At 66.0% G+C, this 12,116-nt stretch carries 11 protein-coding genes; 8 read left to right on the forward strand and 3 right to left on the reverse strand.

Features of this window, described 5'->3' with window-relative positions; translation table 11 throughout:
- Positions 1–179: 179 nt before the first annotated feature.
- The 7 genes from ACLHHB_RS03935 to der all read left to right on the forward strand — a co-directional run bounded on the left by ACLHHB_RS03935 (position 180) and on the right by der (position 8,360).
- On the forward strand, positions 180–518 hold the full coding sequence (locus tag ACLHHB_RS03935; protein ID WP_410216980.1) for a sarcosine oxidase subunit delta: 339 nt from the start codon (positions 180–182) through the stop codon (positions 516–518).
- Positions 515–3,445 carry a sarcosine oxidase subunit alpha family protein gene (locus tag ACLHHB_RS03940; RefSeq protein WP_410216981.1) on the forward strand — a complete coding sequence of 977 codons (2,931 nt, stop codon included), beginning with the start codon at positions 515–517 and terminating at the stop codon, positions 3,443–3,445. Before ACLHHB_RS03935 ends, ACLHHB_RS03940 begins: the two co-directional genes overlap by 4 nt.
- Positions 3,438–3,956 (forward strand): sarcosine oxidase subunit gamma, encoded by a 519-nt coding sequence (locus ACLHHB_RS03945; protein WP_410216982.1) that lies wholly within the window; start codon positions 3,438–3,440, stop codon positions 3,954–3,956. Before ACLHHB_RS03940 ends, ACLHHB_RS03945 begins: the two co-directional genes overlap by 8 nt.
- 133 nt (positions 3,957–4,089) lie before the next feature.
- Entirely contained in the window at positions 4,090–4,689 is a 600-nt protein-coding gene (locus tag ACLHHB_RS03950; RefSeq protein WP_410216983.1) for a superoxide dismutase, read from the forward strand.
- Between the two features lie 155 nt (positions 4,690–4,844).
- Entirely contained in the window at positions 4,845–5,528 is a 684-nt protein-coding gene (locus ACLHHB_RS03955; RefSeq protein WP_410216984.1) for a tetratricopeptide repeat protein, read from the forward strand.
- Between the two features lie 25 nt (positions 5,529–5,553).
- Entirely contained in the window at positions 5,554–6,879 is a 1,326-nt protein-coding gene (locus tag ACLHHB_RS03960; protein ID WP_410216985.1) for a PQQ-binding-like beta-propeller repeat protein, read from the forward strand.
- The gene (gene der / locus ACLHHB_RS03965; protein ID WP_410216986.1) at positions 6,876–8,360 is read left to right on the forward strand and encodes a ribosome biogenesis GTPase Der; all 1,485 of its coding nucleotides are present in this window, start codon (positions 6,876–6,878) and stop codon (positions 8,358–8,360) included. Before ACLHHB_RS03960 ends, der begins: the two co-directional genes overlap by 4 nt.
- 3 nt (positions 8,361–8,363) lie before the next feature.
- Here the strand turns inward: der and ACLHHB_RS03970 are convergent, their stop codons facing one another.
- From ACLHHB_RS03970 to ACLHHB_RS03980, 3 genes are all read right to left on the reverse strand, one after another.
- On the reverse strand, positions 8,364–9,116 hold the full coding sequence (locus ACLHHB_RS03970) for a hypothetical protein (RefSeq protein ID WP_410216987.1): 753 nt from the start codon (positions 9,114–9,116) through the stop codon (positions 8,364–8,366).
- Positions 9,117–9,179: 63 nt separating this feature from the next.
- Positions 9,180–10,472: a serine--tRNA ligase gene (gene serS, locus ACLHHB_RS03975; RefSeq protein ID WP_410216988.1), complete on the reverse strand. Its 1,293-nt coding sequence runs from the start codon at positions 10,470–10,472 to the stop codon at positions 9,180–9,182.
- 90 nt (positions 10,473–10,562) lie between these two features.
- Positions 10,563–10,994: a SoxS protein gene (locus tag ACLHHB_RS03980; RefSeq protein WP_410216989.1), complete on the reverse strand. Its 432-nt coding sequence runs from the start codon at positions 10,992–10,994 to the stop codon at positions 10,563–10,565.
- Positions 10,995–11,124: 130 nt separating this feature from the next.
- Here ACLHHB_RS03980 and meaB point away from each other — a divergent pair, with 130 nt between their 5' ends.
- Positions 11,125–12,102: a methylmalonyl Co-A mutase-associated GTPase MeaB gene (meaB, locus tag ACLHHB_RS03985; RefSeq protein WP_410216990.1), complete on the forward strand. Its 978-nt coding sequence runs from the start codon at positions 11,125–11,127 to the stop codon at positions 12,100–12,102.
- The last annotated feature ends 14 nt before the right edge of the window (positions 12,103–12,116 follow it).

A 12,116-nucleotide genomic window follows, 5' to 3' on the forward strand; every position in this document is an offset into this window, starting at 1 on the left:
GATCGTCGCAACGGGGCCGGACGATCCGGCTCTGGAGTGTATCAAGCAGGACAAGGGCATGACGCCCTTGTCCTGCGCCTGACACGGAAAACCGATCATCCTGCCCCCGCCGCACGGTTCCGCCGTTGCGGCTTTGCCCCATGCGCCCTTTGCCCCGATCTTGATGCAAGGAACAGCCGATGCTGACCCTGACCTGCCCTTATTGCGGCATTGTCGCCGAGGAAACGGAACTGCACCCGGGAGGCGAGGCGCATCTGCAGCGGATCGGCCCTTCGGGCACCGATGAGGCGTTCGAGGCCTATCTGTTCGCGCGCAAGAACGCCAAGGGCATCCATTTCGAACGCTGGCGTCACGCCTATGGCTGCGGCAAGTGGTTTCTGGCCGCCCGTTGCACCGCGACGCTGCAGGTGTTCGGCACCTATGAGGCCCAGACCAAGCATCCCCCGGCCGAGATCGTCGAGGCCATCCGCAAGAGCCGCCCTGACTGGCAACCTGACTGGACGTCCGCCGCAGAATGACCCGCACGCCCCCTTTCCGCCTGTCCAAGGGCGGTCGCCTGATCGACCGCGCCTTCCAGATCCCCTTCCGCTTTGACGGTCGCCACCTGCGCGGGCTGACGGGCGATACCCTGGCTTCGGCCTTGCTGGCCAACGGCCAGATGCTGATGGGACGATCCTTCAAGTATCACCGCCCGCGCGGCCCCGTCGCCTCGGGTGCCGAAGAGCCCAACGCCCTGCTGGGCCTGGGCCAAGGCGGGCGGTTCGAGCCGAACCAGCGTGCCACCACCACCCCCTTGGTGCATGGCATGATCACGCGCAGCCAGAACTGCTGGCCGTCGCTGGACGCGGATGTGGGGGCCGTGAACAACTGGCTGTCGCCGGTCTTTCCTGCGGGCTTCTACTACAAGACCTTCATCCACCCGCGCCCCTTCTGGAAGCATCTGTTCGAACCGATCATCCGCCGCAGCGCGGGGCTGGGCCGCGCGCCGACCGATCCCGATCCCGATCGCTATGAACAGGCTTACGGCTTTGCCGATACGGTCGTGGTGGGCGGCGGCATCGCCGGCCTGACCGCCGCGCGCGACGCGGCGCAAGCGGGTCAGCGTGTCCTGGTGCTGGAACAGGAGGGGCTCTGGGGCGGGCGTACACCGGTCGATCACGAAGGGGGGCAGGGGGCCATCGATGCCCTGCTGTCCGACCTGCGGGGGCGCAGCAACGTCACTCTGCGCCGCAACACGATGGTGACAGGGCTTTACGATCATGGTTATCTGATCGCGCGCGAGGCGCTGGCCGATCATGATCCGAACCAAGGCATCCCCCGCCAGCGCCTGTGGCGCATCCGCGCGGGCCGGGTCATCGCCGCGACGGGCGCGCTGGAGCGTCCTCTGGCCTTCGCCTGCAACGACGTGCCGGGGGTCATGCTGGCATCCGCTGTGCGGGACTTCATCACCAATCATGGCGTGGCACCCGGTCAGCGCATCGTGGTGGTCACGAACAATGACGACGCTTATCGCACGGCGCTGACGGCGCTTGCGGCGGGACTGGATGTTCCCGCCATCTTGGACGCACGTCCCGTTGCCGATGGCGATCTGCCCCGCGCCGCCCGTGCGGCCGGGATCACCGTCCTGAACGACGCGGGCATCGCGAAGGTCAAGGGACATCGCCATGTCGACGGCGTGGCCCTTTGCGTCCAGTCAGGCGAAGGAAAGGTCATGGACAACATCGACTGCGATGTCGTCGCCATGTCGGGCGGTTGGTCGCCCGTGGTCCACCTTTACAGCCATTGCGGCGGCAAGCTGGCCTGGGACGAGGAGCAGGCCATGTTCCGTCCCGACCCGGACCGACCGCCCCTTGGTGCCGACGGCACCGGCAACGTGACGGCCATCGGCGCCGCCAATGGCGATCTGCGCTGCGCCGGCGATCTGGAGCGGGACGAGGGCGCGACCATGCCGGTCTGGGTCATGCCCGCCCGCGCGCCCTACAAGCTGCGCGCCAAGATGTGGCTGGATTTCCAGAACGACGTAAAGGTCACCGATGTCGAACTGGCGGCGCGCGAAGGCTATGCCTCGGTCGAACATACCAAGCGTTATACGACCCTTGGCATGGCAACGGATCAGGGCAAGCTGAGCAACATCAACGGACTGGCGGTCCTGTCGAACGCGCTGAACCAGCCGATCCACGCCACTGGCACCACGACTTTCCGCCCACCCTATACGCCGCTGACACTGGCCACCATTGCGGCCGAGGCCAAGGGCGATGCGTTCCAGCCCCTGCGCAAGACGCCTATGCACAGCTGGCACGAGGCCCATGGCGCCAGCTTCGAGCCCGTCGGCCAGTGGCGGCGTCCTTATGCCTATCCGCGCGGGGGCGAGGATCGGCACGCCGCCGTCAACCGGGAAATTCTGGCGGTGCGCAAGGGCGTGGGCACGCTGGACGCATCGACCCTGGGCAAGATCCTGGTCAAGGGGCCGGATGCCGGGCGCTTCCTTGACATGCTGTATACCAACATGATGTCCACGCTGCCGGTCGGGAAATGCCGTTATGGCCTGATGTGCAACGAGAACGGCTTTCTGATGGATGACGGTGTCGTGGCGCGGCTGGCCGACGACACATGGCTGTGCCACACCACGACCGGGGGCGCCGATCGTATCCACGGCCATATGGAAGACTGGCTGCAATGCGAATGGTGGGACTGGCAGGTTTATACCGCCAACCTGACCGAGCAGTTTGCCCAGATCGCCGTTGCCGGGCCCCAGGCTCGGGCGCTGCTGGAACGTCTGGGCGGCAGCATCGATCTGTCCCAAGCCGCGCTGCCCTTCATGCAATGGGCCGAGGGTGACATCGCCGGCATTCCCGCGCGCATCTTCCGCATCAGCTTTTCGGGCGAGCTCAGCTACGAGATCGCCGTTCCCGCGAACCGCGGGCTGGAACTGTGGGAGCGCCTGCATGACGCGGGCCGCGATCTGGGCGTCACCCCTTACGGAACCGAGGCCATGCACGTGATGCGGGCCGAAAAGGGCTTCATCATGATCGGGGACGAGACCGACGGCACCATCATCCCGCAGGATCTGGGGCTCGATTGGGCGATCTCGAAGAAAAAGGCCGACTATATCGGCAAGCGCGCTCAACGCCGCACCCACATGACCGATGGCAAGCGGTGGAAGCTGGTGGGACTGGAAAGCTTGGATGGCCGGGTTCTGCCAGATGGCGCCTATGCCGTGGCCGAGGGCGTGAATGCCAATGGTCAGCGCAAGGTGCAGGGGCGCGTCACCTCCAGCTATCATTCGCCGACGCTGGGCCGGCCTATTGCCATGGGGCTGGTGCAGCACGGTCCGGCCCGGATGGGGCAGGTGCTGGAGTTCCCGATGCCCTCGGGCGAGGTGATGAAGGCGCGGATCACCGATCCGGTCTTTTACGACAAGGAAGGAAGCCGTCTGAATGGCTGAAGCACTGGCCACCATTGCCCGCCGCACGGATTTGGGCATGATCACCATCCGCGCGGACCTGTCACGCGCGGGCGACGCCCTGGCCGAGGCTGCGGGCCTTGCCATCCCCGACCCGACCCGCATCGTGACCGACGGCAGCCGCAGCCTGGGCTGGATGTCGCCGGACGAGCTGCTGTTGCTGTTGCCGGTCACCGAGGTGGATGCGGCACGGGAGGATCTGCAGCAGGCCCTGACGAGCGAGCATGGGCTTGTTGTCGACATGTCGGATGCCCGCGCCGTGTTCGACGTGACGGGGCCGCATGCCGCTGACGTCATTGCCAAGCTGGCACCCGTCGATTCCGGCGCGTTGCCGGATGAACACCTGCGCCGCACGCGGCTGGCCCAGACGGCGGCGGCGATCTGGCGGATCCCGGGCGGGTTCCGGGTCATCGGTTTCCGCTCGACTGCGGATTATCTTGCGCTGATCCTGACAAACGCCGCCATTCCCGGCAGTCAGCTGGCTCCGCGCTGAGCTTGGCGTATCGGGTTCCGGGGCGGGGCAGGACGCCCCTGTCCGGAACCTGTCCCCACCCCTTGCGTTGGACAGGCGAATGCGCGACCGTGCGCCCGGCTCGCAGTCACAACCGTCTTGAAAGGACAGGAAAATGGCCTTCACCCTTCCCGATCTTCCTTATTCGCACGATGCTCTGGAAGCCGGTGGAATGTCCCGCGAAACGCTGGAATTCCACCATGACAAGCACCACAACGCTTATGTCACAAAGCTGAACGAACTGGTCCAGGGCACCGAATGGGACGGCCAGTCGCTGGAAGACATCGTCAAGGGCACCTATCAGAAGGGCGCCGTGGCGCAGAACGGCATCTTCAACAATGCCAGCCAGCATTGGAACCACGCCCAGTTCTGGGAAATGATGGGCCCGAACCCCGGCGCCATGCCTTCGGAACTGGAATCGGCCATCGCCGACAGCTTCGGCTCGGTCGATGACTTCAAGAAGAAGTTCACCGAGGCTGGCGTTGGTCAGTTCGGTTCGGGCTGGGCCTGGCTGGTCAAGAACGCCGATGGCGGTCTCGAGATCACCAAGACCGAGAACGGTGTGAACCCGCTGTGCTTTGGCCAGACCGCGCTTCTGGGCTGCGACGTGTGGGAACACAGCTACTACATCGACTTCCGCAATGCGCGTCCGAAGTATCTGGAAAACTTCTTGGACAACCTGGTGAACTGGGAAAACGTCGCGTCGCGTATGTGATCCGACAACCCTTGCATCCGGAGGCCTGCCGCGCGATCGGCAGGCCTTTTTCATGCGCGGCTCCGTGATGGCGTAACATGTGCCGTGGCATTGGCTTTTCCGCACGTGCCGTTGTATGACCACGCAAACGAAAGACAGATCGGACAAAGGCGGCCATGGCCAACCAGAACGACAGCTTCATCGACGAGGTTACCGAGGAACTGCGCCGCGACCGGCTTTACGGCGCCTTTCGCCGCTATGGCTGGATCGGCATTCTGGTGATCCTGCTGATCGTGGGTGGCGCGGCTTGGCGGGAATACAGCCGCGCGCAGGACCGTGCCGCGGCGGAGGCCTGGGGAGACGCCGTTCTTGCGGCCGAAGCTGCGAATGACCCTGCGGCGCTTGATGCCGTAGATGCGCGCGGTTCGGCCGGGCGCAAGGCCTTGTCTGCCCTTCTGGCGGCCGGTGCCCATGACGCGGCGGGCAATGATGCCGCCGCCGCCGAAGCCTTGCGGGCCGTGGCGGCCGACACGTCGGAAACCCCCGTGTTGCGCGAACTGGCGGAACTCAAGCTGGTGATGCTGCAGGGCCAGCAGATGGATGCATCCGAACGCGATGCCATCCTGACGCGCTTGTCGCGGGCCGGCGCGCCTTTCGAGTTGTTGGCGTTGGAGCAAAAGGCCGTTGCGCTGGTCGAGGCCGGCCGGTCGGAGGATGCGGTGACGCTGATCCGCCAGATCCAGCAAAAGGACGGGCAGAGCGAGGCCTTGCGTCGCCGCCTGTCCGAGATGATGATCGCCTTGGGCGTCGAGCCTGAACCTGCCGACCTGCCGTCCGGTGCGGCGACTGCGACGAATTGATGCGACTGACGAGGGAGAGGCAGGGATGACCGCCACGCTGCGACTGACCTTGGTGATAGCTGCCGGCCTGAGCCTTGCCGCCTGCGGAGATCGCGAGGTCATCCTGCCCGGAGAGCGCCTGGACCCGCTAGCCGTCACCTCCCCCGACGGCCCCGCGGTCGAGGGGTTGGCTGGTGTCAGCAGCACGACCCTGTCACTGACCGCGCCCGTGCCCAATGCCGAATGGACCCAGCGTGCCGGCAATCCGGCCCATGCGCCGGGGCATGTCGCCTTGGGCAGCCTGTCAGGGCGGATCTGGTCGGCCCCCATTGGGCAGTCGGAAACACGCGGCCATCGCATCACCGCCGATCCTGTTGTCGCGGCAGGTCGCATCTTTACACAGGACAGTCGTGCGCGCGTGACGGCCACCGGCCTGAATGGCGGGCGCGCCTGGTCCACCGACATCACCCCTCCGCTGGAAAACCCGGACAGCGCGTCGGGCGGTGGTCTGGCCTATGAAGGCGGACGCGTCTTTGCCACCACGGGCTTTGGCGAACTGGTCGCGCTGGATGCGGTGTCGGGCGCAGTCCTGTGGCGGCAGCGCGTGGACGCGCCCATCAGTGGTGGTCCTGCGGTGCAGGATGGCGTGGTTTATGTGGCCGCGCGCAATTCCGTCGGCTGGGCCGTGCGGGCCAGTGACGGGCGGGTGCTGTGGCAAACGTCGGGAACGCCGTCGAACTCGGGGGTCATGGGCGCATCGGTTCCTGCGGTGCAGGGCGGGACGGTCATGTTTCCCTTTTCGTCCGGGCAGATGCTGGCGGTGGACCGCGAAAGCGGCCTGACGAACTGGGCAAGTCAGATCGCAGGCACCCGGCCGGGCCGCAGCATCGCGGTGATCCGTGACGTGACGGGGGATCCGGTTATTTCAGGCAGCCGCGTTTACGCGGGAACCTCGTCCGGGCGGATCGAGGCGGTGGACATGGAAACCGGCTTGCAGGACTGGATGGCACGCGACGGTGCCAACGGACCGGTGGTGGTTGCGGGCGGATCGGTCTTTGCCGTGAACGACCAGGCCGAACTGGTCCGGCTGGACGCGGCAACCGGCGGCGTGATCTGGCGCCAGGCCATGCCCTATTACACGACCGACCGTGTGCGGCGCCAAAGCGGCATTCATGCGCATTATGGTCCTGTCCTGGCCGGAGGACGGTTGCATGTCGCGTCAAGCGATGGCATGTTGCGCAGCTTCGATCCCGCCTCCGGCGCGCTGGTCGGTCAGGTGCAGATCCCCGGTGGGGCAGCCTCGGCCCCGGTGGTTGCCGGTCAAACCCTTTACGTCGTTGCGCGCAACGGCCAGTTGCATGCGTTCAGATGACCTTCACACTCGCCATCGTCGGACGGCCCAATGTCGGCAAGTCCACCCTGTTCAACCGTCTGGTCGGCAAGAAGCTGGCGCTGGTCGATGACCAGCCCGGCGTGACTCGCGATATCCGCGAGGGCGCGGGCCGCCTTGGCGACCTGCGTTTCGTGGTCATAGACAGTGCCGGCCTGGAGATGGCCGAGGACGACAGCCTGCAGGGCCGCATGCGCCGCCTGACCGAGCGTGCGGTGGACGAATCCGACATCTGCCTGTTCGTGGTCGATGCCCGTATCGGCATCACTGCCGCCGACGAGTATTTCGCCGAGATCCTGCGCCGCCGTGCCAAGCATGTCATCGTCGCAGCCAACAAGGCCGAAGGCCGTGCAGGCGAGGCCGGCGCGATGGAGGCCTATGCCTTGGGCCTGGGCGAACCCATCCGCATCTCGGCCGAGCATGGCGAAGGGATGGACGATCTGTATCGTCTGCTGGTGCCGCTGTCGGATGCGATCGAGGCCGAACGTCCCGCCCCCATCGAGGCTGCGGTCGACGTGGATGTCTCGGACGAGGATGCCGAATCGGGTGAAGGCGAGGAAGACTGGCGCCCCTCCGAGGCGCGTCCGCTGCAACTGGCGGTGATCGGCCGGCCGAACGCGGGCAAGTCGACCTTGATCAACAAGATCATCGGTCAGGATCGCCTGCTGACCGGCCCCGAGGCCGGGATCACGCGCGATTCGATCAGCGTCACCACCGAGTTCATGGGCACACCCATGCGGATCTTTGACACTGCGGGCATGCGCAAGCGCGCCAAGGTTGTCGAGAAACTGGAAAAGCTGTCGGTTGCCGACGGGTTGCGGGCCGTGCGCTTTGCCGAGGTCGTCGTGGTCCTGCTGGATGTCGAGATCCCGTTCGAGACGCAGGACCTGCGGATCGCGGATTTTGCGGAAACCGAAGGGCGCGCCGTCGTAGTCGCCGTGAACAAATGGGACACGGAAGACGACAAGTCCCACAAGCTGAACGAAATGCGCGCCAGCTTTGAAAAGCTGCTGCCGCAATTGCGGGGCGCGCCTCTGGTGACCGTTTCGGCCAAGACCGGCAAGGGCCTGGATCGCCTGCACAACGCGATCCTGAAGGCACATGAGGTCTGGAACCGTCGTGTGTCCACGGCGCGATTGAACCAGTGGCTGGGCGCGATGACGGAAAGCCACCCGCCCCCCGCCCCGGGCGGGCGCCGGATCCGCCTGCGCTACATGACGCAGGTCAAGACGCGGCCGCCGGCGTTCATCGTCAAGGCAACCCATACCGACAAGATCCCCGACAGCTATCAGCGTTACCTGATCAACGGGCTGCGCACGGACTTTGACATGCCGGGCACGCCTATCCGGTTGTTCTTCCGCGACCAGGGGGGCGACAACCCGTACAAGGCCAAGGCCAGCAAGATCGTGCAGTCGGGCGCCCTGTCCAAGCACAAGCACCGTCAGAAGCCGAAGGGCAGCTGAGCCTCAGCTGGCAGCGCGGACCAGCACCGCGGCCATTCCGGCAATGCCGATGATCGCCGCCAACGCGATCATCGGATCACTTCCCATGGTGGTCACGGCAATGCCGCAAAAGGCCCAGATCAGCGCTGTCGAGTAGCCGATGCTGGGACCGATCCAGACCTGCGCCGCCATGCCGATGGCGGCACCGGGCAGGATTGCCAGGGCGGACAGCGCCTGAACAGGCAACGACAGCGTGGCCGCGGCCAGACCGGCCAGCGCTGCTGAAAACACCGCTGTCGCCCAACCCGCAAAAAATCCGATGGCGGGTCGTTGGCGTCCCGCACCTTGACGGGCGGCAAGAATGGCGATCGCGGCGGTCAAGGCGCTGCCGATCACAAGCCATCCGGGCCGGTGCGCGAAAAGCCAGGGCCCGAGCGCGGCCCCCACCATCGCAAGGCTGAAGGTCGGCCAGATCAGGGAACGCCCGTTACGGGCAGGCTCCTTGTCCGTGGGATCGATCCATTGGCCGGCAGCATCCAACAGGACCAGCGTCCAGATGGTCAGCAGCAGCGACCACATCAGCCAGTTGGAGGGATCCAGATAAAGATGAGGGATCGCCATGACGCGGTTCGGGTCGGGCTGCAGCGGCAGGGGCAGCAAGGGACCGAATTCATGGACGGGTTGGCTGGAGGTGACGGGACGCGTGGAAAACCGCAGGCCCGCCATCACGAAGATGGCTGAGGCCAAGGTTTGCAGAAGGATGCCGAGCCGCGTCATTCAGCGGAACGCGTTCCGGCCTCGGCCAGTTTCGCGGCAATGCAGCGGATCGGCGTTTTGCCCTCAGGCCAAGGTGCCGTCGGCTGTCAGCCGCGTTGCACCCCCCAGATAGCTGTGCAGCGCCGTCGGCAACAGGACCGAGCCGTCCGCCTGCTGTCCATTTTCCAGCACCGCAATCAATGTGCGTCCCACCGCAAGGCCCGAGCCGTTCAGCGTGTGCACGAATTCAGGCTTGCCGCCGCCTCCGGGACGATAACGCGCGTTCATCCGCCGCGCCTGATAATCGCCGCAATAGCTGACGCTGCTGATTTCGCGATAACGGTCCTGTCCAGGCAGCCAGACCTCCAGGTCATGGGTGATGCGGGCGCCCGCCCCCATGTCTCCGGAGCAAAGGATCATCGTGCGATAAGGCAGCTCCAGCGCCTCCAGCACCGCCTCGGCGCAGCGGGTCATGCGGTCATGTTCGGCAAGTCCGGTTTCCGCGTCGGTGATCGACACCATCTCGACCTTTTCGAACTGGTGCTGGCGCAGCATGCCGGTCGTGTCGCGGCCCGCGCTGCCCGCTTCCGAGCGGAAGCACTGGCTGTGGGCGACCATGCGGCGGGGCAGGCTGGCGTGATCGACCAAGTCGCCGTTGACGGTGTTGGTCAGCGTCACCTCGGCCGTCGGGATCAGCCACCACCCTTCGCGGGTCTGATAGCTGTCCTCGCCGAATTTCGGCAGCTGACCGGTCCCCAGCATCATGTCCTCCAGCACCAGGACCGGTGTCCAGGTTTCCTGAAGGCCGTGGCGATCGACGTGCAGGTCGACCATGAACTGCGCCAGTGCACGGTGCAGACGTGCGACCCCGTTCTTGAGGACGACGAAGCGGCTGCCGGACAGCTTGGCGCCCGTTTCGAAATCCATGCCCGGCCTGACACCCGCAATCTCGAAATGTTCGACAGGGGGAAAGTCGAGTTGGCGGGGGGTGCCCCACCGGCGCAGCTCGACATTGTCATTCTCGTCCTTGCCGTCAGGGACGCGGTCCAGCGGCAGGTTCGGAATGCCCAGCAGCAGGTCGCGCAACTGGCTGTCCAGTTCGGCCGCCTCGGCCTGCATGCGTGCCACGTCGGACTTCTTTTCGGCCACCAGCGCGCGCAAACGCTCGAACTCGGCATCGTTGCCACTGGCCTTGGCGGCACCCACATCCTTGCTGGCGCGGTTCTGTTCGGCCTGTGCGGTTTCGGCTGTGCCGATACGGGACCGGCGCTCGCTGTCCAGCGACAGGATCTGCGCGGTCAGCCCGGACAGACCGCGCCGGTTCAGGGCCTGTTCGAACGCGTCAGGGTTCTCTCGGATCGCACGGATGTCATGCATGGGCGCACCTTCGCGGCAAATGGATCGCTGCCTGCCTAGCGCAAGCCTCTTGCGTGCGAAAGCCCGCGCTCCTGCAAATGTCGGGGCCTGTTACGGCAGGGTCGCAGGCAGGATCAGCCCCGCCCGCCGCATCATGTCCTCCAGCACCGGATAGAAATGCCGCGCGCCCACATAGCCTTCGACGCGCCCGATCTCGGTGCCGTGGTCCATCAGGATGAAGCTGGGTGTCAACCGGGGGCGGCGCGAAAAGACGAGGCCGTCCGGAAAAGGGCCGGCCAGATCGACCTCGACCAGCGGCGCCACGTGCCCGGCCGGCGAGGCGGCAAAGCCGGGCCCGATCTCTTTGCGCCACATGCGGCAGTAGTAGCAGCCGGGTGTGGTGATCATCACCAGTTGCAAGGGCCGGGCGGTCCAGTCCAGACGCAGATCCGCCGCCCTTGCCAGACCCGGCAAGGCCAGCGCGGCTGCCCCGGCCAGCAGCAGCCTGCGGCGACAAAGATCCGGTCCGGGCGAAAACATCAACAGTCCTCCTGTGGATCTGACCACAGGTAGGTGGCCGGTCATCGGCAGACAAGCACGTGGTCTTGCCGCCATGCGGCCGCTGGTCCAATCTGCGCGGGCAGCAACGGCCCCGGGACGGCAACGCCAACTGATGGACGATCTTCTGATACCACTGACGCAGGGGGACCGGCGTGCCCTGTCGCGCGCCATTACCCTGGTCGAATCCACTCGGCCCGACCATCGGGCGCGGGCGCAGGCACTGATTGCCGCGCTGCCGGACCGGCAGGCCCTGCGCATCGGGCTGTCGGGAACGCCGGGCGTCGGCAAGTCGACCTTTATAGAGGCCTTCGGCACCAAGCTGACGGGGCAGGGGCTGCGGGTGGCCGTTCTGGCGGTGGACCCTTCCTCGGCACGGTCGGGGGGCTCGATCCTGGGGGACAAGACGCGGATGGAGTTGTTGTCGCGCGATCCGCGCGCCTTTATCCGCCCGACGCCGTCCAGTGCGCAACTCGGGGGCGTCGCCCGCCGCACGCGCGAGGCGATCCGCCTGTGCGAGGCGTCGGGCCATGACATCATTCTGATCGAGACGGTGGGCGTCGGTCAGTCCGAAACACTGGTCGCACAAATGTCCGACCTGTTCGTACTGCTCCTGGCCCCCGCCGGGGGAGACGAGTTGCAGGGCGTCAAGCGGGGCATCATGGAGATGGCCGACCTGATCCTGGTCAACAAGGCGGATGGCGACCTGCTGTCCACGGCCCGGCGCACTGTTTCGGATTACGCCGGTGCCCTGCGCCTGCTGCGCAAGCGGCCCCAGGACCCTGACGGTTTTCCCAAGGCGCTGCCCGTGTCGGCCGTGTCGGGGGCGGGCCTTGACGATGCCTGGCAGCAGATGCAGGCGTTGATCCGGTGGCGCAGGGAGCACGGGCATTTCGACCGCAACCGGTCCGAGCAGGCGCGCGACTGGTTCCTGTCCGAACTGCGCGCGGGGCTTCTGGCACAGCTGGATCGCCCAAAGGTGCGCGCGCGTCTGGAGGATATGGGGCACAGTGTTGCGGCCGGGGATCTTGCGCCGGGACTGGCGGCGCAGCAGGTGCTGGACTGGCTCCAAGGGAACGCAAAAGCGGATTAGATGCCCGTTTTTGG

Source organism: Paracoccus sp. (in: a-proteobacteria) (assembly GCF_046462195.1).
Taxonomy (GTDB): Bacteria; Pseudomonadota; Alphaproteobacteria; order Rhodobacterales; family Rhodobacteraceae; genus Paracoccus.

Coding starts and splice junctions, on each gene's coding strand:
- ACLHHB_RS03935 (WP_410216980.1), top strand. CDS start 180: ATGCTGACCCTGACCTGCCCTTATTGCGGCATTGTCGCCGAGGAAACG.
- ACLHHB_RS03940 (WP_410216981.1), top strand. CDS start 515: ATGACCCGCACGCCCCCTTTCCGCCTGTCCAAGGGCGGTCGCCTGATC.
- ACLHHB_RS03945 (WP_410216982.1), top strand. CDS start 3,438: ATGGCTGAAGCACTGGCCACCATTGCCCGCCGCACGGATTTGGGCATG.
- ACLHHB_RS03950 (WP_410216983.1), top strand. CDS start 4,090: ATGGCCTTCACCCTTCCCGATCTTCCTTATTCGCACGATGCTCTGGAA.
- ACLHHB_RS03955 (WP_410216984.1), top strand. CDS start 4,845: ATGGCCAACCAGAACGACAGCTTCATCGACGAGGTTACCGAGGAACTG.
- ACLHHB_RS03960 (WP_410216985.1), top strand. CDS start 5,554: ATGACCGCCACGCTGCGACTGACCTTGGTGATAGCTGCCGGCCTGAGC.
- der (WP_410216986.1), top strand. CDS start 6,876: ATGACCTTCACACTCGCCATCGTCGGACGGCCCAATGTCGGCAAGTCC.
- ACLHHB_RS03970 (WP_410216987.1), bottom strand. CDS start 9,116: ATGACGCGGCTCGGCATCCTTCTGCAAACCTTGGCCTCAGCCATCTTC.
- serS (WP_410216988.1), bottom strand. CDS start 10,472: ATGCATGACATCCGTGCGATCCGAGAGAACCCTGACGCGTTCGAACAG.
- meaB (WP_410216990.1), top strand. CDS start 11,125: ATGGACGATCTTCTGATACCACTGACGCAGGGGGACCGGCGTGCCCTG.